Source organism: Lachnotalea sp. AF33-28 (assembly GCF_003477885.1).
GTDB lineage: Bacteria > Bacillota > Clostridia > Lachnospirales > Lachnospiraceae > AF33-28.
In genome coordinates, this window is record NZ_QUEE01000009.1 from 38,382 (window position 1) to 62,677 (window position 24,296).

Here is a 24,296-nt window from a genome sequence, read left to right on the forward strand (position 1 = left end):
TCCTCCTTATCTTGTCACCAGCCGCAGGCTGATGACCTGCGCACACTTCAGTGTGCTTCATCTTACGGTATTTTTTTAAAGGCAGCGGGCCGGGTCTTCCCCTGTCTGCTGCCTCTTCATAATCTATGCCTTTACTCAATTATCTTTAATTCTATATTATTTATGGATGCCCAGACGCTTGAATACCTCTTCATATGCATCTTCCACATTGCCCAGATCTCTGCGGAAACGGTCCTTATCCAGCTTCTCATGGGTGTTGATGTCCCACAGTCTGCAGGTGTCCGGAGAGATTTCATCCGCCAGGATGATAGTTCCGTCCGAGGTCTTGCCGAACTCGATCTTAAAGTCCACCAGCTCAATGCCGATGCTCTTGAAATACTCAATCATCACTTCATTGACCTTCAGAGCGTATTTAGCAATGGTGTCGATCTCTTCCTGCGTTGCCAGGCCCAGTGCCAGCGCATAGTAATCATTGATGAACGGATCGCCCAGCGCGTCATCCTTATAGCTGAACTCCAGTGTGGGGCAAAGCAGCTTTCTGCCTTCTTCAATGCCCATTTTCTTGGAAAAACTTCCTGCCGCGATATTTCTTACGATTACTTCCAGCGGTACGATCTGAACTTTCTTTACTGCGGTCTCTCTGTCACTTAATTCTTCTACAAGATGGGTAGGTACGCCTTCCTTTTCCAGCAGTCTCATGATGTGATTGGACATCTTGTTGTTAATCACGCCTTTGCCTACGATGGTGCCCTTTTTCAGTCCGTTAAACGCGGTGGCATCGTCCTTATAATCTACAATCAGGACGTCCTCCACGTCAGTCTTGTAAACTTTTTTTGCTTTTCCTTCGTACAGTAAATCCAGTTTTTCCATCACTTTTCTCCTCTTTCTTTTTATCCTTGGGCCGCCTGGAGGGTAAAAACCTGAAGGGGCTGGCAAAGTCCGGCCCTTTACGGACCGCTGCCTACGCGCATATTATACTCCTACCCCTTTTGAAAAGCAAGAGAGCCTGTTTTTTTTTCACATTCTGTCAGTTTTGATATAAAAGGAGTTGATTTATTTGGCAATTAATATTATAATGATTTCAATTTGTGTTAAAAGTTCAGTTTTACTAAACTTTAGATAAAGTAATATGCGTTTTGGAGGGTTTAAAACAGTGGATGCCATTGAGAGGAAAATTCTGGACGCCATCGACGCCCGTTCCGGTGAATTGCTTGAGTTCGCCGAGGATATCTTCCGCCATCCTGAGACCGGTTTTCACGAAGTCCGCACATCAGGTAAAACCGCGGAACAGTTTCGCAGGCTGGGGCTTTCCGTGCGTGAAGGGCTGGCTGTAACCGGTGTGGAAGGAAGGCTTGCCTGCACTTTAGACAGTCCCGGGGCACATATCGCCGTGATCGGGGAGCTGGACGGCATAGTATGCCGTGACCACCCCTATGCCGATGCGGCTACCGGCTGCGCCCACGCCTGCGGCCACCACGCACAGCTTACCGCCATGCTGGGGGCTGCCATCGCGCTGTCCGATCCTGCGGTGCGCAGCGCGCTTTGCGGGGAGATCTCCTTTCTGGCTGTCCCGGCCGAGGAATACGTGCCGGACTCCACCAGGCGTGAAGTGGAATCCGCCTACGGCGTGAAATTCAGCGGTTCCGGCAAGAGCGAACTGATCCGCACTGGAGTTTTCGATACGGTGGATATTGCTATGACCTGTCATGTACATATGGCGCATTCCGATGCGGGCCTTTTATTAGGAAACGTTGCCGCCAACGGATTTCTGTCCAAAAAAATCATCATGCACGGAAAAGCCAGCCACGCCGCCATAGCCCCCTGGAACGGTATCAACGCCTTAAACGCCGCCACATCCGGCATGAATATGCTGGGGCTTTTGCGTGAAACCTTTCCCGATGACGAACACATCCGCGTGCACGGCATATTACTAAAGGGAGGGGACGCCGTCAATGTGGTTCCTGAAGAGGTTGTCCTGGAAGAGATGATCCGGGCCGGATCGCTTAACGCGATCAAAAGGGTCTGCGGTCAGGTGAACCGGGTGTTTGAAGGCGCGGCGCACGCATTCGGCGCGAAAGCCGAGATCCGAAACATGCCCGGATATCTGCCGGTCATCGCAAGGCCTGCGGATCCCGCACTGATTGATGCAGCGGAGCTTTTAAAGGAAGAGGTTTCCTATGAATGCGCCACCCCTTCCATGTTTAACGGCGCATGTACGGATGTGGGCGATCTGTCCCATATCATGCCGGTGGTCAATTTCACACACGGAGGTTTTTGCGGGTCGCTCCATGCCTCCGATTTTGCCATAACCGATCCGGTCAGGGCATATATCATCCCCGCTAAGATGATGGCGCTCACCGCGTACCGCCTGCTTAAGGATCACGCGGCGGAAGGCCGTAAAATTATTTCCGAATTCACCCCTGTATTTACCGCAGAGGAATACATACATTTCATTGAAGAAATGGCCGGTGCATAGCAATTGTTCCGGAAACTTTTGAAGGTTTCCGGTTTCTGGGAGGCAGATTATGATTCAGAAAATCGGTTTTTTAGGAAAAGGCGGGATCGGGAAATCCACGATCATCTGCCATTTAAGCGCAGCGCTCTCAAATATGGGATATCACGTGCTGCAGATCGGCAATGATATCAGCCTGAATTCCACCGCGATACTGCGCGGCGATCAGGATATCATCCCCGTGCTGGAAGAATACAGGGAAAAATACGTATTAAACCTGGAAGATTATATTGTAAAGAGCGGCTGCGGCGTATACTGTATGGAGCTTGGCAGCCTGGACCCCGGGGTGGGCTGTATGGCCAGGAGCATCGATATGATCGATGACATGCTGGTAAGCCAGGGCATCTACGATAAACTGGCCCTGGACTTTCTGTTTTATGATGTCTCCGTGGACAGTCCCTGCAGCGGGTATATGCTGCCCATAAGAAACCATGCCTGGAGCCGCAGCGTGATTTTTATCAATTCCGGATTTCCTTCCATCGCTACGGCCAACTGCATATTAAATACGATCAAAAGCCATTCGGCGCATCAGACCCTGCCGGTGCAGCTCATCATCAGCGAGGATGAGCGCGCACATAACTGCGGCCTGCCCGCCGCCTTTGCGGAAGCGGTAAATGTGCCGGTTTTAAGCTGTGTGCATCAGTGCCACAGGCTTGAGGAGTGCTCCGAGCTCGGCAGAACCATTTACCAGTCCTCTCCGGACTGTGCGGAATGCGTGACGTTAAACGGCCTGGCTCAAAAACTGCTGGAAGATGTCCGGTGTTCGGATATACAGCCGTTTCAGCGGAAGGATCTGCTGGAATGGAACCGGAAGATGTGTAAGAAATGCTAGACTTCGCCATCAACTACGGCACGGTGGTGGATACGCAGCACAGACAGCTGATAAAGAAACATGTGGGAATTTTGGGAGGCAGGATCACAGAACTCTCCGACACGCCTCTCAATGCGGCCCGCGAAATCAATGCGGACGGCCTGATCGTATCCCCCGGATTTATCGATGCCCATGGCCATGTGGACGGCCAGCCCTATTCCGGTGAGCTCTCCGCCTGTCAGGGCATCACCACCACGGTGGGCGGCAACTGCGGCCTAAGCCCCATGTGTTTAAAGACTTTTTTCGAGGAACAGGAGAAACATGGCTTTTTCATCAATCAGGCGGAAATGGTGGGGCACAGCTTCAGCCTGCGCCATGCAATCGGCCTGACGGATGAATATGCGCCTGCAGACTGTACACAAATCCGGCGAATGGCGGAGCTTGCGGATCAGGCCCTCTCCCAGGGTGCCTGCGGCGTGTCCTTCGGTCTGGATTATTCGCCCGGCGCTTCCCTTGATGAGGTGATCGCCCTGTCTAAAGTCGGGGCGAAGTACAACAGAGTCTGCTCCGTGCACTCCCGCCTGTTTACGGAACACGATCTCTACTCACTGTATGAACTTTTTACCGTGGCAAAGCTGTCCGGAGCGCGCATGCTGCTCTCCCATTTCGTTTACCAGTACTGTGCCAGTTCGGTAAATGACGCGCTGCAGATCGTGGAAGACGCCAAAAGCCGTGGGCTTGATATCATGATCGACAGCGGCATGTATACCAGCTGGTCCACCTACGTGGGCACTGCCACCTATGATCCGCAGCTGCTGCACGACAACAATCTGCATTACGGCAACATGGTTGTGGCCACCGGCCCCTATATCGGCCGGACGCTGGATGAAGAACTGCTGCTAAACCTGCGCAAAAACCATCCCGATGACTCCGTCATCTACTGCGAGGGCACGCCCGGGGATGTGTATGAATGTTTAAAAAGGCCCTATGCCATGCCGTCCACCGACACAGGCGAATATAAAAAAGGCGAGGGACACCCGCAGATCGCGGGATCGTTCCCCAAATATATTAAGGAAATGGTCCTGGAACAGAAGCTGCTCTCACTGGAAGAAGCCATATTTAAAGCCACGCTGCTGCCGGCATCCACCTTCGGATTTAAAGATAAGGGAATTGTAAAGCCCGGCATGGACGCAGATCTGGTGCTGTTTGACCCTGTAAGGATCTGCGATATGGCCCGATTCCCCCACGAGGGGCTTCCCGATGCCAAACCGAAAGGCATCCCCTACGTGTTTGTGCAGGGCCGCCCTGCAGTGGACGGGGCAGTCTTTACCGGAGAGCGGTCCGGCAGAGTGATCCGCCTGTGACCATAAAGACGAAAGCAATGAGGAGAAGAGGAGAATTATGAGCGAAGTACTATTGGATCTGGTAGATATAAAGAAAAGCTTCGGCGACGTGGAAGTGTTAAAGGGAATCAGCCTTGGAATCCATAAGGGAGAGTTCATCACCCTTCTGGGTTCCTCCGGCTGCGGCAAGACCACCACCCTGCGCATCATCGCTGGCCTGGAGACGCCTGACAGCGGCAAGGTGCTGCTGGACGGCAAAGATATCACGGATATGGAGCCGCATAAGCGGGATGTCAATACGGTGTTTCAGAACTACGCGCTGTTCCCGCACATGACGGTGGCCGCCAATGTGGGATATGGCCTGAAGATACGCAAAGTTCCCAAGGAAACGATCGCGTCCGAAGTGGAAAAAGCGCTGCAGCTCGTGCAGCTTCCAGGCTATGACAAGCGCATGCCGTCGGAACTTAGCGGAGGCCAGAGACAGCGCGTGGCCATCGCGCGCGCCATCGTCAACCATCCGCAGGTGCTGCTGCTTGACGAGCCGCTGGGCGCTCTGGATCTGCAGCTGCGCCGCCAGATGCAGCTGGAGCTCAAACGTCTGCAGAAAAAGCTGGGAATCACCTTTATCTACATCACCCATGACCAGGAAGAGGCCATCAACATGTCCGACCGCATCGTGGTCATGAATGAAGGAGTATTTGAACAGATCGGCACCCCCGATGAAGTCTATAATACGCCGAAGAGCAGCTTTGTGGCCCGTTTCATCGGCAATGCCAACATCATTACATGTCAGAGAGACGGCCGTGCAGTCACGCTGGCCGTGCGCAGTGAAAACATCCTGATCAATGATCCCGATAACTGCCCCTATACCGCCACCGTCCTGGAGAAATCCTTCGCCGGCGGCATGCTGCGGGTGGTGCTGCGTCTGCAGTCCGGTGAGGAGATCGTGGCCAGCCGCCATGGCATCAATATCAAGACAGAAGTCGGAGAAACCGTGCATACGGGCTGGAATCCGGAGCACGCGGTAGAGGTGGAAGAATAGACTATGAAAAAACACAGTAAAATCTGGGTCAGCGTCATTCCCCTTTATATTTTCACGCTGATCTTTGTGGCAGGACCCCTGATCTATATGATAGCCTTAAGCTTTATGACCAGGGCCGAAGTCTTCGGCGTGGTAGGGGAATTCACGCTGGACAATTACAAGAAAATATTTGAGCCCATCTATCTGAAAACCTTTGCGGAGTCCCTGAAGCTGGCCTTCACCTCCACCATCCTGATCATCCTGCTCGGCTATCCTTACGGCTACTTTATGGCCAAATTGAGCAGCGTCTGGAAAAAAAGGATGATGGCGCTTTTAATGATCCCTTTCTGGACCAGTGCGCTGATCCGCCTCTACGGCTGGATCATCATCTTTCGGAGCAACGGTGTTCTGGACTCGGTACTGATGGGGCTGGGTATCACAAAGGACCCGCTCAAACTGCTCTACACCTACCCGGCCGTAGTGGTGGGCATGGTATACGCCCTGCTGCCGTTTATGATCCTGTCCGTATACTCCAGCGCGGAAAAGATGGACTGGTCCCTTGTGGAAGCGGCCAGGGATCTGGGCGCTTCCCCGATGAAGGCGTTTCTTACCGTTACGCTGAAGCTCACCCTGCCCGGCCTGTTATCCGGCGTGGTGCTGACCTTTGTTCCGTCCATGGGGCTCTTCTTTATCGCGGATATCCTGGGAGGCAATAAGGTTGTTCTGGTGGGCTCTATCATACAGGAACAGCTCACCAAGGGCCGCAACTGGCCGTTCGCGGCGGCACTGTCCGTAGTTCTGATGATCATGACTTCCCTCATCATCGGCATATACAGGAAAGTCACCAATACCAAGGACCTGGAGGGATTATTTTGAAAAACAGAACCAAACTTCCGAATATCTATCTGGGCGTCATACTGGTTATCATGTATCTGCCCATTGTACTGACCGTATTTTATTCCTTCAACGAATCCAAGATCTCTTCTATCTGGGGCGGTTTTTCGCTGAAATGGTATGAAGAGCTGATGGGGGACCGGGATCTGAAAGAAGCGTTAAGAAACAGCCTCATACTGGCTGCTTTAAGCTGCAGCGCTTCCGCCGTCATCGGCACCCTGGGCGCTGTGGGCATGTCCCGCATCCAGTCTAAATCCAAAGGCATCGTGGAATACATCTCCACCATTCCGATCATGATACCGGAGATCATACTGGGAATGGTATTTCTGGCGTTCTTCTCCCTGTTAGGTCTGCCTTTTGGCATGACCACGCTGGTGCTGGCCCATACCACCTTCTGTATTCCGTACATCTTTATGATGGTGAAAGCCCGCCTGATCGGCATGGACAAATCCCTGGAAGAAGCGGCCAGGGATCTGGGAGCGTCCCCGGTAAGAGCATTTTTTGATATCGTGCTTCCGTTAATCATGCCGGCCATCGCTTCCGGCATGCTGCTGGCCTTTGCCATGTCCTTTGACGACGTGGTTATCAGCATCTTTGTGACAGGGCCTAAGACTAATACGCTGCCCATCAAGATCTACACCAAGATGAAGACGGGCGTCACCCCGGAAATCAACGCTCTGTCCACCGTGATCCTGGTTGTAACCGTATTTCTGCTCTTCTTATCCTCCCGGATTAAAAAGAAGCAGAAGTAGGTTCCAATAAAGTAACATTAAAAAGGGGAAGCACACTGAATGTGTGCGCAGGTCATCAGCCTGCGGCTGGTGACATAAAAAAAGGAGGTCAATTATGAAGTTCAAAAAAGTACTGGCACTGCTGCTCTGTATCGCTATGGTATGTTCCTTAAGCGCCTGCCAAAGCGGTGAAAAGAAAGAGCTGAATCTGTTCACCTGGGACGGAATGTTCCCCCAGGAGGTTCTGGACGCCTTTGAAAAGGATACCGGAATCCGCATCAACTACTCCAATTTTGACTACGACGAAGACATGCTGTCAAAACTCTCCGAGGCGGAAGGCGGCGATTATGACCTGGTCATTGCGGATGACTATATCATTGAGCTGGCGATTCAGCAGGGCCTGGTTCAGAAACTGGATAAGAGCAAGCTTTCCAATTTCTCCAATGTCAATTCTCTGTACCAGGGACAGTTTTATGACCCATCCGATGAATACACCGTTCCCTACGGCGCGGGCATCCCGCTCATTATCTACGATCCGGCGCTGGTAAACCTCGATATCAAAGGCTACAGCGATCTGTGGGATCCTTCTCTTAAGGACAGTGTCGCGATCATCGGCAACTACCGTGTAATCGACGGCATCGCGTTAAAGACCATGGGCGAGTCCTTTAATACACAGGATCTGGATCAGATCCAGGCTGCCGGCGACAAACTGATGGAGTTAGCGCCCAACATCCGCCTGATCAACGACAACAATACACAGGACTATATCATCAGCGGTGAGGCCAGCGTGGCATTTATGTACACCTCCCAGATCACCATGGCTTTAGCAGAGCGCCCCGACCTGAAGGTGGTTTATCCGGAAGAAGGGCTCGGATTCGGCATCATGGCCGGCTTCATCCCTTCCAAAGCTCCCAGCAGCGATGCGGCCCACCAGTTCCTGAACTACATACTGCAGCCGGAAGTATCCGCGCAGTGCTTCGAATATATCGGTTACTACTGCACCAACAAGGCGGCAGAGCCCTATATCTCCGAAGAGATGCATGATCTCATTGTGGTTCCGGATACCGTGACCGAGGGAGAAGCCATCCAGAATATCTCCCAGGAGGCAGAGGATCTGCACGGGAAGATCTGGACGGAGTTTAAAGACGCCTGCAACTAAATGATTTCATGCAAAATGGCTTTTCCCAAACTAATGGGAAAAGCCATTTTCATTAAACTAAACTAACGCTTTGTAGACTCCGCAGCGCCGCTTCCGCTTTCGTTTAAGCCTTCGCTGATATCATCTACACCTCTGCTGACATCATTGCCAAGATCATCCAGCAGACCTCCGACAACACCGTCATCGGTTCCGTTTGTGCCGTTGGTTCCATTGGTCCCGTTCATGCCGTCGGATCCGTTCATACCGGTTGTCATATCCTCAGAGCCTGTTGTAACGCCCTGTGTAGGCGCTGATGTAGACTGGTTCGTAGTCTGTGACGCGCTGGTGCTGCTCTGATTGTTTTTATCCTTATCGTTGCCGCACGCGGTCAACATGCAGATCATCAGAACGAGCAGTAATGCTAAGAAAGATTTTTTCATAGCCTTCATTGTGCACTCTCCTTTTCCTATATGGTTTCTGTAATACTTTTGGTGAGGCTTATATAAAGTCCTGCCTATCAATAATATGCTCATTATACATTGTGATTATTTATACAAAAATTACCATATTTTTTAAGCATTTAAATTGAAACTTTTTATCGGAAGCGGTCGTCTAATTAATGTAGCTGCAGATACAGAAGATACTTTGTGGAGGTGCCTCCTTGCTTAAGCAGATCAATACCCGGATAGAGGAACTTTTCACGAACAATTACCAAAAGTATTACCGCCTGGCTTACAGCTATGTACAGTCACCGGAGGATGCCATGGATGTTGTGCAGGAAAGTGCCTATAAAGCCCTGAAAAACAGTAAAGGATTAAAAAATGCCCAGTATGCCGAAACCTGGGTTTATCGGATTGTGATTAATACCGCTCTGGATAGTCTGAAAATCAGAAAAAGAGAAGTGCCGGGAGTGGAAGATTACCAGCAGGAGTATATCCAGGAATATACGAACTTTGATGTCATGGATTCCCTTAAAAAGCTGGAACCAAACGAACGCGCTGTTATCATTCTGCGCTTTTTTGAGGATCTTAAGCTCTCCGATATCGCCAGGATTCTGGAAGAAAATGAGTCCACTGTAAAGTCCAGATTGTACCGTGCGCTGAAGATACTGAAGGTCGAACTGGATGAGTTCAGGGAAGCATAATCATGCTGTATGCGTTACTGGAGGAAAATGTATGAACAGGATCGAAGATCTAAAGAAAGAATATGAAGCCTATCAGGCCCCGGCCAGTCTTAAGCGGAAAGTTAAAAATGCCATGGCCAGGGCTAAAAAGGAACGGCGGAATAAGGCCATTATCCGCATCACAGGCCGCGGCATTCTGGGCGTTGCTGCCGCCATTCTCACCATTGTCATATTGGTAAACAGCAGCCCGCAGATCGCCAGGGCCATGGGATCCGTTCCCATTCTGGGAGCGCTCTCCGAGCTGCTCACCTTCCGCGGTTACACGGAGCGCGGGGACGGCCATGAGGCGAATATTGCGACACCGCAGATCATCCCTTCTAAGGACGGCCAGACGCTGACGCCCGGTGAGGAACAGCTGAATCGGACCATTGAGGAATATACTCAGCAGATCATCGATGATTATGAAGCGGCGGTGCTGAATGCCGGAGGGCAGGTTCCGCACGTAGGTGTGGATACCGTCTGTACCGTTCTTCCGGAAGATGAGCGGCTTTTCTCACTGCGGCTGGATACTGTGGAAAACACAGGCGGTTCCGCCACCTACAGCAAAATCTATCATTTTGACAAGGCCACCGACCAGGAAGTCATCCTGGCGGACGCATTTGCTGCCGGAACGGATTATATCACGGCGATATCGGAGAACATCAGGGAGCAGATGGCAAAGCGGATGGCGGAGGATCCGGAGGCATACTATTTTCTGGAAGAGGAGGACGGGGACGCGAATTTCCGTCAGATTAAGCCTAATCAGGAATTTTATCTGGATACGGACCGCAATCTCGTCATCGTATTTGACGAATATGATGTTGCTCCGGGATACATGGGAGAGGTGGAATTCACGGTTCCTCTCACGGTCTATCAAGATATGCTGTACGAGAACAGTTTTTTGAAATGATGGGATGTAATGCGGTGCGCCCAGAGGCGCACCAAAGCAAAAGGGGATGCAGGCACTAAAACCTGCATCCCCTTTTATCAGCCTATCACATCTTTCATCTCATACCAACCGGCCGGTTTGCCCGCCAGATATTTAGCCGCCTGCAGAGCGCCTTTGGCAAAGATCGCTTTGGAATAAGCGGTATGCTTAATCTCTATCACCTCGTCCGTACCTGCAAATATCACCTCATGCTCGCCTACGATGCTGCCGCCGCGCACAGCCTGTATGCCGATCTGGCCGCTGGATCTCTTTTCGCGGACACCGGAACGGTCATAGACATACTCATACCTGCCGCCCATTTCCTCATTGATCGCATCCGCAAGCGCCAGAGCGGTGCCGCTGGGAGCATCCACCTTCTGATTGTGATGTTTCTCCACTATTTCAATGTCAAATCCCGCATCCGCAAGCGTCCTTGCAGCTTCCTTCAAAAGTTTCGAGATCACGTTGATGCCGAGAGACATGTTGGCCGACTTAAGCACCGCCACTGAAGCGCTCGCGCGCTTTACATGTGCAAGCTGCTCCTCGCTTAAGCCCGTAGTGCAGAGCACCACCGGAATCTGTCTCCTGACGCTGTAATCAAGCAGCGCATCCACCGCTTTCGCCGAGGCGAAATCTATGATCACATCCGCATCTACATCACACAGGTCTATGGACGGGAATACAGGATAGGTATTCATTCCGCTGTCCATCGGGTCCACTCCCGCAACGATCTCAACGTCGCCGTCCCGGTCCGCCAGCCCTGTGATCACCTGTCCCATTTTTCCGTTACATCCGTGCATTATGATTCGAACCATTTTCTCTTCCTCTTTTCTTCGGCGCACGTTCTCCGCCACCCGGGCAGAGATTCCGTGCGGTTTACTTTAACGCGATTCCGTACTCCTCCATAGCCTTGCGAAGCTTCTCCACATTCTGGGGTTCCATGGGAGAAAGAGGCCTTCTGGTGGGTCCTGCTTCCCATCCCATCAGATTCATCGCTTCTTTCACAGGAATCGGATTCACCTCACAGAACAAAGCCGAGATTAACGGAATCGCATCCAGCTGCATCTGCGCGGCTCCGGCCACATCCCCATCAAAAAACTTCTGACAGATTTCATGGGTCTGCCTCGGGGCCACATTGGAAAGCACAGAGATCACACCTTTACCGCCCAGGGATAACAGCGGTATGATCTGGTCGTCATTTCCTGAATATACATCCAGGCATCCCGCGGCCAGATGCTGCAGCATAGCCACCTGGCTGATATCCCCGCTGGCTTCTTTGATGCCCACGATGTTCTCCACATTTTTGCCCAGATAGGCCGCCGTAGCCGGCTGGATGTTGCATCCCGTGCGGCTGGGGACATTATACATGATGATGGGCAGCTTCACAGAATCTGCGATCAGGGTGAAATGTTCGATCAGCCCCTTCTGTGTGGCCTTATTATAATAAGGAGTGACCACAAGGAGTCCGTCCGCTCCGGCCTTCTCCGCTTCCTGCGACAGATAAACCGCCGTGTCCGTACAGTTGGAGCCGGTACCGGCTATCACAGGGATTCTCTTATTGACCACCTTCACCGCGTAGCGGATCACGTCCAGGTGCTCCTCATGGGTCAGAGTGGAAGCCTCTCCTGTCGTCCCGCAGATGATGATGCTGTCCGTCTTATTGGCAATCTGATCTTCCAGAATCTGAGCCAGTTTATCATAGTTTACTTCTTTGTTATCTTTAAAAGGTGTAATAAGCGCAACTCCGGCGCCGGTGAAAATAGCCATCTCATATCCTCCTAGAATTGGTTTACTGTACATATCTATTGAATAAAAAAAGAAAGAGCCGGCGGAGCCGCCAACTCTTAGTGTCTGTCGTTTGTGCCTCGGCACAACCTTTCGATACCAGTAGCTCTCCACCTTATGGTGACAGTCATATGGCTGTTCGCCATATGCCCAGGAAATATATGTGCAGGCATATCTCTCCTTCGGCGCTCCTCCCTTTCTCATACCCTCTTCTGTGCCTGACACATACGATATGATACTCTTGATTTACGCAACCTCTACCTCAATCTATTCTGATTTTCATAATAGCATTGTTGGACTGCATTGTCAACGCAAAATTTCGGCCCGAAAAGCAGTTTTGTTACGATTCACAGTTGCCGTTAACTTCCCGCGCATGTCGGGGCAGTATATGGTCCTCATTGGGACACGCTCTCGCTCCGTGAAGCGCGCAGCGGTTCCAACGCTGCAAACTACGCAGCGAAAGAACCGGCGGGCTTCAAGGGATCCCTATGAGGACCATATACTGCCCCGACATGCGCTGCTTTATCGGCAGCCATGAATAGTAAAACAGTTTTTTGTATTTATGCTTCGATCTTGGATATGAAATTCACATACGGTTTAAGCTCATCCGGCAGCACTCTGCCAGTAAGCACCAGCTCCATATCATCGGCCTTGGACTGTACCAGCTTTAAGAGCTCCTCTACCGTATACAGGCCTTCATCCATAAGCCTTAATATCTCATCCAAAATCAGCACATCGCATTCTCCGGTCAGCATGACCTTTCTTGCGAAGTTCACGCCGTTTTGGATATTTCTCGCCTCTTCCTTCTGCTCCTCCTCGGACAGTTCCTCATAGTGCTTCTCGAACTTCTCAAAACGGAACAGCCGGATTTCCGGTTCCAGCCTCGCAAGAACCTCCACACCTTCCGGAGACCTGCCTTTTAAAAACTGTATCATGATCACGGTTTTTCCCGAATTTGCCGACCTGACCGCCTTGCCGATGGCCATCATCGTCTTGCCGATTCCTCCGCCGCAGTAAACAGATATTTCACCATTCCCCATAACAGTACCTCCTAACCGTCGTCTCCGGTTATTGACTATTGGGTACATTTTACCATTAGATGGCGGGTTTTGCAATATTATCTATCCATAAGTTTACTCCACATACTCCAATTTGCTGACGGACACCTCATACGCCACGCGCTTTTCGCTGTCCACCTCATCTATTTTTTTCACATATTCGCGGCTCTGCACTCTGCCCCAGATCTTCACTCTGCCTCCCACATCGAAAGAGGATGCATACCTGGCATTTCTACCCCAGGCGATACAGGGTATGTAATCGGATTTTCCATAGGGACGGTTCACCGCCACCAAAAGATCCGCTATTTCTCTTCCAAGAGGTGTTTTCCTGTAAATGGGTTCCTTGCAGATGTATCCGTCCAAAAAGATCTGGTTGGTTTTTGTGTAATCCGTAAATTCCTCTACAAATTCCACCTCACGGACGAACACGGACAGCACCAGGCGGTTTCTCATGCCTTCATGGCGGTTATACGAGCGGAACTGCCCGTTCACCTTCACCGTCAGCCCTTTGTAATCCGCATTGATATCCATCAGTCTCTCCGACACCATCAGCGGAATCACATCCACCTGGTCGCTTAGGCGGTTCACGAGTATCTCCGTAAGGTAAAACCCTTCCCCGAATACCTCATGGCTGAAGGTGAAATCCGATATCACCTCTCCGATCACCACCACTTTGTTGTTTTCAATCACTTTCTCTGACATTTGTATTTTCCTCCTCTTACGATGTGTTTGTGACAGGGATTTTTGTTGATACTATAACTATGCTCTCTTTGCATAGATAGAGCCACATATCCCATATATATAATGTTTATGCAGAAATTAAGAATTTATGAATAATAATTTCATTTACTTTTCAAACACACTATAATACAATAGTAAAAGATTGCCGCAGCTTTAGAGGAAGACACAGACAAAAAGAGGAGGAACTGCCATGCCCTCTGTAGATATCGTTGTACCCTGTTATAACGAAGAAGAAGGACTTGATACTTTTTATACAGAAACAACCAAGGTTACAAACCGCATAGACGGCTACAGCTTCCGTTTTATCATGGTGGATGACGGAAGCAGGGATAAAACCCTGGACAAACTCATACATCTTGCCGGTCAGCATAAGGATATCCTTTACCTGTCCTTTTCCCGCAACTTCGGCAAGGAAGCCGCTATGTACGCGGGCTTAAAGGCCACCACAGCGGATTATGTGATCGTCATGGACGCGGATCTGCAGCATCCGCCGGCCATGATCCCCGATTTTATCGAAGGGCTGAAAGAAGGATACGACTGCTGCGCGGCCATGCGCTCCAACCGAAACGGCGAATCAAAGGTCCGCAGCCTGTTTTCCAGAACTTTTTACCGGCTAAGCCATGCCATGTCGGATATTAAGATCCCCTATGGCGCGGTGGATTTCCGCATCATGAGCCGCAAGATGGTGGATGCGATCCTGCAGCTGTCGGAGATTGAGCGTTTTTCCAAGGGCATCTTCACCTGGGTGGGATTCTCCACCAAATGGTACCCTTATGAAAATGTGGAACGGCAGATCGGAACCACGAAGTGGAGCTTCTGGGGGTTGTTTAAATACGCCCTGGACGGAATCACTTCCTTTTCTGTCGCACCTCTTCGCCTCGTATCCGGCATGGGTTTTGTGATCTGCGTATTCGCTTTTATCTACATCGTCGCCACGCTGATCCAGACCATGGTATCCGGCATCGCCGTGCCGGGATATGTCACCACGCTGTCCGCTGTGCTGTTTTTAGGAGGCATCATCGAGCTGTCGGTGGGAATACTGGGAGAATACATCGCTCACATTTATATGGAGACAAAAAAACGGCCGATCTATATCGTCCGCCAAACAAACTTAGGAGATGAAGCATCAAATGAAGGAACTGATCAAGAAAGTCATTAATAAGGAAACCATCAGCTATGTGGTGTTCGGTGTGCTGACCACCGTCATCAACATCGTAGTATTTAATCTCTGTGAATACATTATGGATTATAAGGTGGCCAATGTCATCGCCTGGATTGCCGCAGTGGCCTTCGCCTTTGTCACCAACAAGCTTTATGTATTTGAGAGCAAAAGCTGGGAAATAAAGCTGGTAGGCAAAGAGGCCGCCGGCTTTATCGGAGCCCGTCTGGTTTCTCTGGCGGCAGATATGCTGTTTATGATCTTTGCCGTGGAATACCTGCATATGATGAAGCTTCTGGCGAAAATCATATCCAACGTATTCGTAATGATTATCAATTATGTGTTCAGCAAACTGGTCATTTTCAAAAAGAAATGATCAAAAATGCAAGATGAGGTAAATGAATGGAACAAACGAAACGCATCAAAACTAAAACCCCATTGAACGAAAAGCTGCCCTTCATCCTGGCCTTTTTTATACCCGTCATCATCATGGTGGGTATTTTTGCAGGGAAGGAAATCTACCCTTTTGGAGATAACAGCTTTTTGAGGACCGATATGTATCACCAGTATGCGCCGTTTTTTGCGGAGCTGCAGCGCAAGCTGACCGGAGGCGGCAGCCTTGCCTACAGCTGGAATATCGGTCTTGGCACCAATTTTATCTCCCTTTTGGGATATTATCTCTCCTGCCCGCTAAATTTCCTGTTAATCCTTTGTCCCAAGGGATTTATCATCGAGTTCATGACCTACCTGATCGTGATCAAGATCGGCCTGTCGGGCTTAACCTTCGCGTACTATTTAAGCTGCCACAATAAAACCAAGGATCTCGGCATCACATTTTTTGCGGTATTCTATGCCCTGTCCGGCTATATGGCCGCCTACAGCTGGAACATCATGTGGCTGGACTGCATTCTCTTAGCTCCGTTAGTCATCCTGGGCCTGGAGAGGCTGGTATATGAAAATAAGTTCATGCTCTACACCGTTACGCTCGGCATGGCGATCCTTTCTAATTATTACATCGCGATCATGCTGTGCCTGTTCATGGTGCTTTATTTTATCGTCTGCATGATCAATCTGCCGGCCTGCACTTACAAAAGACAGCGCGACGATGACGGCAATGAAATCCGCGTGCAGGTGCGCACCAACTATCTGCGCCCGATCGTAAACTTCGGCATTTTTTCGCTGATTGCCGGAGCGCTGGCCGCCTGTATCCTGCTGCCGGAGATTTTTGCTTTAAAGATGACGGCCTCCGCGGATTCCACATTTCCCACGGACTGGAAGAGCTACTTCTCCGTATTTGACATGCTCTCCCGCCATCTGGTCAATGTGGAGGTGGAAATCGGACTGGAGCACTGGCCCAATATCTACTGCGGCGTATTTGTATTTATAGCGCTGCCGTTCTATATTATGAATAAAAACGTGCCCTATAAAGAAAAGATCACAAAGCTGGCGCTGCTGTTTTTCCTGCTCTTCTGCTTCGCCACCAATGTGCCCAACTTCATCTGGCACGGCTTTCATTATCCCAACAGCCTTCCCTGCCGCCAGTCCTTCTTATATATTGCGGTGCTGCTGGCCATCTGCTATGAGGGCTGCAGGGACATACGGACCTACAGCACCAAATCGCTGGTGGGCTGCTTCTGGGGAGCGGCCATCCTGATCCTCTTGATGGAAAAGATCATCGACGCGCCGGAACTCTCTTTTCACGTATACTATGTCAGCCTGATCTTCCTGGGGCTCTATGCACTGTGCCTGTACCTCTACAGACGCATGAAAATCACCAGAATCACTCTGCTTAGCATCCTGTTTGTCATAGTGATCATTGAATCGGCGCTCAACACCGCCGTTACCAGCGTGACCACCACCAGCCGCAGCGGTTACCTGCGCTATACGGAGGAATATCAGGAACTGACATCATCCGCCCGCGAAAAGGACGACAGCTTTTACCGGATCGAAAAGCTCAGTCTGAAGACCAAAAACGACGGCGCCTGGGTGGGTTATCAATCAGCCTCCACCTTCTCTTCTACCGCCAATGCGAACTTAAGTGACTTCTATAAAAAGATGGGCATGGAATCTTCCACAAATGCCTACAGCTATACCGGCGGCACACCGCTTATGGGCGCGCTGCTGGGCATAAAATATACGCTGACCACGGAAGCTCTGCCGGACAGCAGCCTGTATACTCTAAGCGCCACTGCCGGAGAGGCCTATCTCTACGAAAATCTCTGCGCGCTCCCGCTGGGCTTTATGGTGCCGCTGGAACTTGACAACACCTGGAACACCGGTCTGGGCAATCCTGCGGTCATCCAGAATGATTTTGTATCCAGGGCGGCAGGATCCGGAGAAGTGCTGGAAACAGTCAGTTCCAGTGCAAACGGCGATACCCTGGAGGCTACGCTGGAAGAAGGCGGCCACATTTTCGCCTATATTACCAACCGGAGCGTCAAGGATGTGGATGCCGCCATGGGCGGCCGCAGCAAGAGCTTCAGCCATGTGGACAGAGGTTTTCTGCTGGATCTGGGCGTATGCGAAGCAGGCGACCTTATTTCCCTGACTGCAGGCGATGATGTCTCCATCAGCGGAAGCCTCTACCGGGTGGTCAATGACAATCTGATCGAAGCCACTGATAAATTAAAGGAACAGCCGCTTCAGGTTCTTTCCTATTCCGACACAGCGGTGGATGCCACCATATCGGTGAAGGAAAGCGGTCTTTTATTCACCTCCATCCCTTATGACAAGGGCTGGACACTGTATGTGGACGGCGCTAAAACCCCAATCAGCATATTTGCCGATACTTTTATCAGCGTTCCTCTTTCCGCCGGTGAACACACCGTGAAACTGACCTATCAGCCGGAGGGCTTAGGCCTGGGGCTCTTGATTACGGTAAATGCGGCAATCCTGTTGATCCTGATCTATATTGTCTCCCGTTATCTGGCCAAAAAACGCGGTAACGGAGGGGCCCCGGAGGATAGCGCTGCTATGGAGCCCGGAGCGGACGGCTGGCTCTCCACAGATGCAGCGGACTTGGGCTTAAACGGCACACCGGCTGATACAGGCTTCCCGTCTGCAATGGATACAGGCGAACTCATGGAAGCCATGGACGCGCTGCAGCATGCGGACGGATATGCAGCTCATCCCGAATCCGGCACATCCGAATCCGGCACATTAAAATTCGATACACCGGCGTACGACGGACCGGGATTGGACGTACCGAAAACTGCCGTACCGGAACCCGAAGTAACCGCCGCGCAGCCGGAATCTGACGGCGCAGGGACCGTCACTCCGGGCACTGCCGCCCATAATCAGGATAACCGTAAAAAGGCGGACGCCTCCCTGCAGACGGACGGCATCAGTGCCACCGCTACCGTCAGCACGGCCGACGTTATAAACACGACTGCTTCTGTCAACGCCCCGGACACCTTAAATATCACGGCGTCCGTTAACATCACCGCTGCGGTTAACACTTCCGGGAAGACTGCCGCAGGCAGCGCTTCGGGCAAGACCGCGGTTAATACTGCCGGCAGCACCGCCGCAGACAGCACGGTCAAAGCCGAAGGGCCTTCACGGCCGTCCCTCGCGCAGACGGACCCGCTGTTAGCCAACCGTACGTTAAGAAAGCACGGAAAAGCCACCAAACAGAAAAACGCCAGAAAAGGAGAGTAAGTCATGAAATTATGGGGAGGAAGATTTACCAAAGAAACCGACGAGCTGGTGAATGCCTTTAATGCTTCCATATCCTTTGATAAAAGGTTTTATAAACAGGACATACGGGGCAGTATTGCCCACGTCACCATGCTTGCCAAACAGCAGATCCTGACAGAGGAAGAGAGGGACGAGATCATTGAAGGCTTAAAGGGCATACAAAATGATATCGAATCCGGCATTCTGACCATTGATGAATCCTGTGAGGATATCCACAGTTTTGTGGAGGCAACGCTGATCGAACGCACCGGCGATGTGGGGAAAAAGCTTCATACCGGCCGCAGCCGCAACGATCAGGTGGCCCTGGACATGAAGCTCTATATAAGAGACGAGATTCTGGAACTCAAAGAGCTGGTAAACAGCCTGCTTAAGGAACTGCTCACCTTGATGGAACAGCATACGCAGACCTATATGCCGGGTTTCACCCACCTGCAGAAGGCGCAGCCCATCACTCTCGCCCATCATCTGGGAGCCTATTTTGAGATGTTCTACCGTGACCGCACCCGCCTGGAGGATATCTTCCGGCGGATGAATACCTGTCCGCTTGGCTCCGGTGCCCTGGCCGGCACCACCTATCCCCTGGACCGCGCCTATACCGCGAAGCTTCTGGACTTTGATCAGGCGACGCGAAACAGCATGGATTCTGTCGCGGACAGAGATTACCTGATTGAGCTTCTTGGCGCTATGTCCACGATTATGATGCATTTAAGCCGTTTTTCGGAAGAGATCATTCTCTGGAACTCCAACGAGTATCAGTTCGTGGAACTGGACGATGCCTACAGCACCGGCAGCAGCATCATGCCGCAGAAGAAGAATCCCGATATCGCGGAACTTGTGCGCGGAAAGACCGGCCGTGTCTACGGCGCGCTGATGTCGCTGCTCACCACAATGAAGGGACTTCCTCTTGCTTATAACAAAGACATGCAGGAGGATAAGGAGCTCACATTTGACGCCATAGACACCACCAAAGGCTGTCTGGCGCTGTTTACGGGCATGATCTCCACCATGCGCATAAACCGTCCCCGGATGGAAAAAAGCGCCATGGGAGGCTTCACAAACGCAACCGACGCTGCGGATTATCTGGTTAACCGCGGCGTGCCATTCCGCGATGCACACGGTATCATCGGACAGCTGGTGCTTCGCTGTATCGAAAAGGGACTCTCTCTTGAGGAACTGCCCCTTGAAGACTATAAGGATATCTCTCCTGTGTTCGAACAGGACATCTATGAGGCTATCAGCCTGAAAACCTGCGTGGAAAAGCGCGTCACCCTGGGCGCTCCAGGCAGCCGGGCCATGGAAACCGTCATTGAAGAATGCAGGAAACGGCTCTTGGAGCATTAAAAAGAATCAGGCGCTGCCAGGCGCACCCATGAGAAAGGGGCTGCCACACCTATGATTTTTCAATCACCGGTGTGACAGCCCCTTTCACGGATGACGCTTTTTCTAAACAGCCCACGTCACGTGCCTTTAGCCTATGCTCAAATAAGTTCTGTACTGATCTTAACCACTACCTTACGGACAGTCATGGATTCATTGGCCTGCACGCCGGGACGGTGGATATCGCTGGGAAAGAACACACAGAAATCTCCGGGTACCATGTTTACGAAGGTCTCCCCGCTCACATCCTGGAAATAGATCATATCCTTTCCTTCCACCTTATTTTTGGGGAATTTACCGGTATCAGGCACACAGCCGATGACCTCTTCTCCCGCTACCAGATACTGCACATCGATATAGTCCAGATGTCCTTCCGGCTTTCTCTTCTCCACCGGCTCCGTAGTGAGGTTCTGCACCAGAGCGTACATTTTGTCTCCGTCTATATCGTAACGGCCCGGCTCCATGTTCTTGAAATCATTGGCTTTCAGATATTCCAGAGCCTTCACAACCGCCGCCGGATATTCTCCCTTTAACGGACTCGCATAAACAGATGAATAAATCATACCTTTTCCTCCTTGTAAATGCCGCTAATCGTTTTTGTATCTTAACCCCGGGCGGACTGCGCTTTCACAGCCAGCCTGCGGTACCGATCCTGCATCTTCGCACGCATCACGGAAAATACCTCCGCAGCACAGCAGCGCTCATCCGCATAATTAATAACAAGGCCCTCCGCATATCTGGGCGGTATCAATGTCAGCGGAAACATATGGCGCAGAATGATATTGCGCTCTTTTTCATTCAGCTCAAAATACTTTTCCGCATTTTCCAGCGCCGCCTTAGGATGGTCGAAGCCGTGATAAAGGCCGCCGAACCGGCGGTATACATCCTTCCAGTCATACAGGAACAGATCGTGCAGCAGACCTGCCCTGGCGGCGGAAACATAATCCAGCCCTCTTTTTTTGCAGATCGTATAGGCCAGGTAGGATACCTGGATACAATGGTCTCTGCGGCTGCTGCCCGCGTGCTGCGTGAACTCATCCAGCCTGTTAAACACCGGATGCTCCAGTATATCTGATACACATTCCATATATTCTCTGTCGAATCTGTAATCTTTCATTCTGACGGTCTACCCCTTTTATGGTTATATGTCTAAATCACATCAACTCTCATGATAGCACAGCCGCACACCGGGCACAAGCGCCAGAATTATGAAATTATCTTACAAAATTATGAATCTGTATCGTACCTTATGATTTCGCGTTATGGGCCGCACGTTTTCTCATCACAGGGTCCAGAATCTTTTTGCGGATACGGAGGTTTTTGGGGGTCACCTCCAAAAGCTCATCGGTCTCGATAAACTCCAGGCTCTGCTCCAGGCTTAAATCTTTCCTGGGAACCAGTTTGAGCGCGTCATCCGATCCGGAAGCACGGGTATTGGTCAGCTGCTTTTTCTTGCAGACGTTTACCTCAATGTCATCCCCCTTGGGATTCTGGCCGATTACCATGCCGGCATATACCTTTTCGCCGGGGCCTACAAACAGATCCCCTCTTTCCTGGGCATTAAACAGGCCGTAGGTGATGGTTTCTCCCGATTCATACGCGATCAGGGAACCCTGCTTGCGGTAGGATATATCCCCCTTATAAGGGCCGAACCCTTCAAAGGACTGGTTTAAGATACCGTTGCCCTTGGTATCCGTCATGAATTCCCCGCGGTAGCCGATCAGGCCGCGGCTGGGGATGGAAAACTCCAGCCTTGTATAGCCGCCGTTTCCCGGCGCCATGCCCTGCAGCTCGCCCTTGCGGAGGCTTAACTTCTGGATCACATTGCCGGAAAATTCATCCGGCACATCGATGTATACTAACTCCATGGGCTCAAGAAGAGCCCCTCTTTCATCCTTTTTATATAAAACCTCCGCCTTGCTGACAGCAAATTCATAGCCTTCACGGCGCATATTCTCAATCAGTACGGACAGATGCAGCTCTCCGCGTCCGGATACCTTAAAGCAGTCAGGCGTGACCTCCTCCACCCGCAGGCTGACATCCGTATTTAATTCACGGAACAGACGGTCGCGCAGATGCCTGGAGGTGACGAATTTCCCCTCCTGCCCCGCTAACGGGCTGTCGTTAACCAGGAAATTCATGGCAATGGTGGGCTCGGATATCTTCTGGAACAGAATCGGCATCGGATTTTCCGGTGAGCAGAGCGTATCCCCGATATGGATATCGGAAATACCCGATACAGCCACGATGGATCCTACGGTGGCGCTCTCCACCTCCACCTTGTTCAGCCCGTCAAACTCATACAGGCGGCTGACCTTTACGCGCCGCTGCTTGCCCAGGTCATGGGCATTGACGATCACAACCTCCTGATTGACTTTCAGGCAGCCGTTATCGATCTTTCCTACGCCGATGCGGCCTACATATTCATTATAATCAATGGTGCTGATCAGCATCTGGGTATCCGCATCGGGATCTCCCTCGGGCGCCGGTATATGTGAGACGATCGTCTCAAACAGCGGGGACATGTCCACGTGGGGATCGTCCAGGCTGCGCACCGCATAGCCGTCTCTGGCTGAGGCGAACAAAAACGGGCAGTCCAGCTGCTCATCAGACGCTTCCAGATCCATTAACAGTTCCAGAATCTCATCGATAACCTCAGAGGGCCTCGCTTCCGGACGGTCGATCTTGTTGATACATACGATCACCGAAAGGTCTAACTCCAGGGCCTTTTTCAAAACGAATTTCGTCTGAGGCATGGAACCTTCAAAGGCATCCACCACAAGAATCACGCCGTTGACCATCTTAAGCACGCGCTCCACCTCCCCGCCGAAATCCGCATGGCCGGGGGTGTCCACAATGTTGATCTTGGTTCCCTTATACTGCACCGCAGTGTTTTTAGACAAAATCGTGATGCCGCGCTCTCTCTCGATATCGTTGGAGTCCATAACGCGTTCCGCGACCTCCTGGTTCTCTCGAAAAACACCGCTCTGCTTCAGCAATACATCCACCAGAGTCGTTTTGCCATGATCAACATGCGCAATTATCGCTACATTTCTTACATCTTCGCGTTTCATTTTCATAAAAACCGTTCTCTCTCTTTCCTTTGTGAAAGCCTCTTATTTTATATTCCATGCCCGATGGGCACAAAAAACCAGTATCATTATAGTATTATGAGGAAGATCTGTCAATCATTTTAGTCTCCCTCCGGATATCTTGAAAAGACTCCGTTCTTTGTTACGGTTATCGTGCCGTCGCTGTCCATGTGGACCAGCATGCCGTCACTGCCGAACTCCACGAATACCACTCTGCCCCAAGCGTCGTAACAGATGATGATGCCCGGCTGTTTGTATTGCTTCTCATAGGCGCTGACTTCTATACCAAGCGGGTTGTGGGAGTTGTTCATCTTATAGGTGGCTGTCTTTTTATCCGCGCTGTCCAGATATTTTAAAACCTGCTCCGCTATGGCTATATGGACGGCGTTATTGTCCGCTTTCTTGCTGTTCTGTACCATATAAAGCATATAGTTGGTGACACGCCCGTATTTTTCCTTGCCCGCTCCCGACTGTATCAGGGAACTCTTAAAATCGGCATTGACCGCATACTGTTCCGATATCGTGGCCTGGGCGGCTACGAACAGGCCTCTCGCCTCGGAGATCAGTTTCTTTTCCCTGGCTTTTTCAATATATCCGGTCAGTGTGGGGATCAGTATGGCGGCCAAAATGGCCAGGATCACCAGCACCACAATCAGCTCCACCAATGTAAAACCCTTTTTATTATCGGACTTGTTCAGCTTCATTCGGACTCTACCCCGTATTATATGTATTTTAATGTCATTCATTCTACTATCATAATCCAAAATATCCTTCATATCAACGTCTTTTAAATATTTATTTGCTTTATTTGCTGAACACTCATATGTTACTGTTCACGGCTGCCGATC

General features: G+C 51.0%; 23 protein-coding genes and 1 riboswitch. Of the genes, 13 read left to right on the forward strand and 10 right to left on the reverse strand.

Features of this window, described 5'->3' with window-relative positions; genetic code table 11:
* Window positions 1-156: 156 nt before the first annotated feature.
* Entirely contained in the window at window positions 157-870 is a 714-nt protein-coding gene (purC, locus tag DWZ56_RS13465; RefSeq protein WP_118557157.1) for a phosphoribosylaminoimidazolesuccinocarboxamide synthase, read from the reverse strand.
* A gap of 283 nt (window positions 871-1,153) precedes the next feature.
* Here purC and DWZ56_RS13470 point away from each other — a divergent pair, with 283 nt between their 5' ends.
* From DWZ56_RS13470 to DWZ56_RS13500, 7 genes are all read left to right on the forward strand, one after another.
* Window positions 1,154-2,476, forward strand: a complete 1,323-nt coding sequence (locus DWZ56_RS13470) for an amidohydrolase (RefSeq protein WP_243095263.1) — start codon at window positions 1,154-1,156, stop codon at window positions 2,474-2,476.
* 49 nt (window positions 2,477-2,525) lie between these two features.
* Complete coding sequence (locus DWZ56_RS13475) at window positions 2,526-3,344, forward strand: nucleotide-binding protein (protein WP_118557159.1); 819 nt, start codon at window positions 2,526-2,528, stop codon at window positions 3,342-3,344.
* A complete protein-coding gene (locus DWZ56_RS13480; RefSeq protein WP_118557160.1) occupies window positions 3,338-4,687 on the forward strand; it encodes an N-acyl-D-amino-acid deacylase family protein in 1,350 nt (449 codons plus the stop codon). The genes DWZ56_RS13475 and DWZ56_RS13480 overlap by 7 nt, the downstream gene beginning before the upstream one ends.
* A gap of 37 nt (window positions 4,688-4,724) precedes the next feature.
* Entirely contained in the window at window positions 4,725-5,708 is a 984-nt protein-coding gene (locus DWZ56_RS13485) for an ABC transporter ATP-binding protein (protein ID WP_118557161.1), read from the forward strand.
* 3 nt (window positions 5,709-5,711) lie between these two features.
* Complete coding sequence (locus tag DWZ56_RS13490) at window positions 5,712-6,563, forward strand: ABC transporter permease (protein WP_118557162.1); 852 nt, start codon at window positions 5,712-5,714, stop codon at window positions 6,561-6,563.
* Window positions 6,560-7,333, forward strand: a complete 774-nt coding sequence (locus DWZ56_RS13495; RefSeq protein WP_118557163.1) for an ABC transporter permease — start codon at window positions 6,560-6,562, stop codon at window positions 7,331-7,333. Before DWZ56_RS13490 ends, DWZ56_RS13495 begins: the two co-directional genes overlap by 4 nt.
* Window positions 7,334-7,427: 94 nt before the next feature.
* A complete protein-coding gene (locus tag DWZ56_RS13500) occupies window positions 7,428-8,471 on the forward strand; it encodes a polyamine ABC transporter substrate-binding protein (RefSeq protein ID WP_118557164.1) in 1,044 nt (347 codons plus the stop codon).
* 62 nt (window positions 8,472-8,533) lie between these two features.
* Here DWZ56_RS13500 and DWZ56_RS13505 read toward each other — a convergent pair whose 3' ends face one another.
* Window positions 8,534-8,899 (reverse strand): hypothetical protein, encoded by a 366-nt coding sequence (locus tag DWZ56_RS13505; protein ID WP_118557165.1) that lies wholly within the window; start codon window positions 8,897-8,899, stop codon window positions 8,534-8,536.
* A gap of 212 nt (window positions 8,900-9,111) precedes the next feature.
* On the opposite strand from DWZ56_RS13505, the gene DWZ56_RS13510 reads away from it, so the two are divergent.
* Window positions 9,112-9,594, forward strand: coding sequence for a sigma-70 family RNA polymerase sigma factor (locus DWZ56_RS13510; RefSeq protein ID WP_118557166.1), 483 nt, complete (start codon window positions 9,112-9,114; stop codon window positions 9,592-9,594).
* Between the two features lie 31 nt (window positions 9,595-9,625).
* Window positions 9,626-10,522, forward strand: a complete 897-nt coding sequence (locus DWZ56_RS13515; protein ID WP_158584582.1) for an RsiV family protein — start codon at window positions 9,626-9,628, stop codon at window positions 10,520-10,522.
* A 77-nt stretch (window positions 10,523-10,599) separates the two neighbouring features.
* Here DWZ56_RS13515 and dapB read toward each other — a convergent pair whose 3' ends face one another.
* The 4 genes from dapB to DWZ56_RS13535 form a co-directional block, all read right to left on the reverse strand.
* Window positions 10,600-11,355: a 4-hydroxy-tetrahydrodipicolinate reductase gene (gene dapB / locus DWZ56_RS13520; RefSeq protein ID WP_118557168.1), complete on the reverse strand. Its 756-nt coding sequence runs from the start codon at window positions 11,353-11,355 to the stop codon at window positions 10,600-10,602.
* Window positions 11,356-11,416: 61 nt separating this feature from the next.
* Window positions 11,417-12,307 (reverse strand): 4-hydroxy-tetrahydrodipicolinate synthase, encoded by an 891-nt coding sequence (gene dapA / locus DWZ56_RS13525; RefSeq protein ID WP_118557169.1) that lies wholly within the window; start codon window positions 12,305-12,307, stop codon window positions 11,417-11,419.
* Between the two features lie 113 nt (window positions 12,308-12,420).
* Window positions 12,421-12,593: riboswitch (Lysine riboswitch) on the reverse strand.
* A 292-nt stretch (window positions 12,594-12,885) separates the two neighbouring features.
* Entirely contained in the window at window positions 12,886-13,365 is a 480-nt protein-coding gene (locus DWZ56_RS13530) for a cob(I)yrinic acid a,c-diamide adenosyltransferase (protein ID WP_118557170.1), read from the reverse strand.
* Between the two features lie 93 nt (window positions 13,366-13,458).
* Complete coding sequence (locus DWZ56_RS13535; protein ID WP_118557171.1) at window positions 13,459-14,085, reverse strand: single-stranded DNA-binding protein; 627 nt, start codon at window positions 14,083-14,085, stop codon at window positions 13,459-13,461.
* Window positions 14,086-14,314: 229 nt separating this feature from the next.
* Between DWZ56_RS13535 and DWZ56_RS13540 the strand changes: the two genes are divergently transcribed.
* From DWZ56_RS13540 to argH, 4 genes are read left to right on the forward strand one after another with little or no spacing between them, the layout of a single operon-like run.
* The gene (locus DWZ56_RS13540) at window positions 14,315-15,283 is read left to right on the forward strand and encodes a glycosyltransferase family 2 protein (RefSeq protein WP_118557172.1); all 969 of its coding nucleotides are present in this window, start codon (window positions 14,315-14,317) and stop codon (window positions 15,281-15,283) included.
* Window positions 15,255-15,659 (forward strand): GtrA family protein, encoded by a 405-nt coding sequence (locus DWZ56_RS13545; RefSeq protein WP_118557173.1) that lies wholly within the window; start codon window positions 15,255-15,257, stop codon window positions 15,657-15,659. Before DWZ56_RS13540 ends, DWZ56_RS13545 begins: the two co-directional genes overlap by 29 nt.
* 26 nt (window positions 15,660-15,685) lie before the next feature.
* Window positions 15,686-18,940, forward strand: coding sequence for a YfhO family protein (locus DWZ56_RS13550; protein ID WP_118557174.1), 3,255 nt, complete (start codon window positions 15,686-15,688; stop codon window positions 18,938-18,940).
* Window positions 18,941-18,943: 3 nt separating this feature from the next.
* Window positions 18,944-20,320: an argininosuccinate lyase gene (gene argH, locus DWZ56_RS13555; RefSeq protein WP_118557175.1), complete on the forward strand. Its 1,377-nt coding sequence runs from the start codon at window positions 18,944-18,946 to the stop codon at window positions 20,318-20,320.
* A 137-nt stretch (window positions 20,321-20,457) separates the two neighbouring features.
* On the opposite strand, the gene DWZ56_RS13560 is transcribed toward argH, so the two are convergent.
* The 4 genes from DWZ56_RS13560 to DWZ56_RS13575 all read right to left on the reverse strand — a co-directional run bounded on the left by DWZ56_RS13560 (window position 20,458) and on the right by DWZ56_RS13575 (window position 24,152).
* The gene (locus tag DWZ56_RS13560; RefSeq protein ID WP_118557176.1) at window positions 20,458-20,919 is read right to left on the reverse strand and encodes a YhcH/YjgK/YiaL family protein; all 462 of its coding nucleotides are present in this window, start codon (window positions 20,917-20,919) and stop codon (window positions 20,458-20,460) included.
* Window positions 20,920-20,960: 41 nt separating this feature from the next.
* Window positions 20,961-21,473, reverse strand: coding sequence for an HD domain-containing protein (locus tag DWZ56_RS13565; RefSeq protein ID WP_118557177.1), 513 nt, complete (start codon window positions 21,471-21,473; stop codon window positions 20,961-20,963).
* A gap of 130 nt (window positions 21,474-21,603) precedes the next feature.
* Entirely contained in the window at window positions 21,604-23,436 is a 1,833-nt protein-coding gene (gene typA, locus DWZ56_RS13570) for a translational GTPase TypA (protein ID WP_118557178.1), read from the reverse strand.
* 113 nt (window positions 23,437-23,549) lie between these two features.
* Complete coding sequence (locus tag DWZ56_RS13575) at window positions 23,550-24,152, reverse strand: prepilin-type N-terminal cleavage/methylation domain-containing protein (RefSeq protein ID WP_118557179.1); 603 nt, start codon at window positions 24,150-24,152, stop codon at window positions 23,550-23,552.
* Window positions 24,153-24,296: the final 144 nt, after the last annotated feature.

Excerpts from the sequence above, each read along its gene's own strand:
- DWZ56_RS13550 (WP_118557174.1), top strand. The coding sequence starts at position 15,686 with ATGGAACAAACGAAACGCATCAAAACTAAAACCCCATTGAACGAAAAG.
- DWZ56_RS13500 (WP_118557164.1), top strand. The coding sequence starts at position 7,428 with ATGAAGTTCAAAAAAGTACTGGCACTGCTGCTCTGTATCGCTATGGTA.
- DWZ56_RS13535 (WP_118557171.1), bottom strand. The coding sequence starts at position 14,085 with ATGTCAGAGAAAGTGATTGAAAACAACAAAGTGGTGGTGATCGGAGAG.
- DWZ56_RS13545 (WP_118557173.1), top strand. The coding sequence starts at position 15,255 with ATGAAGGAACTGATCAAGAAAGTCATTAATAAGGAAACCATCAGCTAT.
- DWZ56_RS13575 (WP_118557179.1), bottom strand. The coding sequence starts at position 24,152 with ATGAAGCTGAACAAGTCCGATAATAAAAAGGGTTTTACATTGGTGGAG.
- DWZ56_RS13480 (WP_118557160.1), top strand. The coding sequence starts at position 3,338 with ATGCTAGACTTCGCCATCAACTACGGCACGGTGGTGGATACGCAGCAC.
- DWZ56_RS13560 (WP_118557176.1), bottom strand. The coding sequence starts at position 20,919 with ATGATTTATTCATCTGTTTATGCGAGTCCGTTAAAGGGAGAATATCCG.
- typA (WP_118557178.1), bottom strand. The coding sequence starts at position 23,436 with ATGAAAATGAAACGCGAAGATGTAAGAAATGTAGCGATAATTGCGCAT.
- DWZ56_RS13490 (WP_118557162.1), top strand. The coding sequence starts at position 5,712 with ATGAAAAAACACAGTAAAATCTGGGTCAGCGTCATTCCCCTTTATATT.
- argH (WP_118557175.1), top strand. The coding sequence starts at position 18,944 with ATGAAATTATGGGGAGGAAGATTTACCAAAGAAACCGACGAGCTGGTG.
- dapB (WP_118557168.1), bottom strand. The coding sequence starts at position 11,355 with ATGGTTCGAATCATAATGCACGGATGTAACGGAAAAATGGGACAGGTG.
- DWZ56_RS13530 (WP_118557170.1), bottom strand. The coding sequence starts at position 13,365 with ATGGGGAATGGTGAAATATCTGTTTACTGCGGCGGAGGAATCGGCAAG.
- purC (WP_118557157.1), bottom strand. The coding sequence starts at position 870 with ATGGAAAAACTGGATTTACTGTACGAAGGAAAAGCAAAAAAAGTTTAC.
- DWZ56_RS13505 (WP_118557165.1), bottom strand. The coding sequence starts at position 8,899 with ATGAAGGCTATGAAAAAATCTTTCTTAGCATTACTGCTCGTTCTGATG.
- DWZ56_RS13565 (WP_118557177.1), bottom strand. The coding sequence starts at position 21,473 with ATGAAAGATTACAGATTCGACAGAGAATATATGGAATGTGTATCAGAT.
- DWZ56_RS13540 (WP_118557172.1), top strand. The coding sequence starts at position 14,315 with ATGCCCTCTGTAGATATCGTTGTACCCTGTTATAACGAAGAAGAAGGA.
- DWZ56_RS13485 (WP_118557161.1), top strand. The coding sequence starts at position 4,725 with ATGAGCGAAGTACTATTGGATCTGGTAGATATAAAGAAAAGCTTCGGC.
- dapA (WP_118557169.1), bottom strand. The coding sequence starts at position 12,307 with ATGGCTATTTTCACCGGCGCCGGAGTTGCGCTTATTACACCTTTTAAA.
- DWZ56_RS13515 (WP_158584582.1), top strand. The coding sequence starts at position 9,626 with ATGAACAGGATCGAAGATCTAAAGAAAGAATATGAAGCCTATCAGGCC.
- DWZ56_RS13475 (WP_118557159.1), top strand. The coding sequence starts at position 2,526 with ATGATTCAGAAAATCGGTTTTTTAGGAAAAGGCGGGATCGGGAAATCC.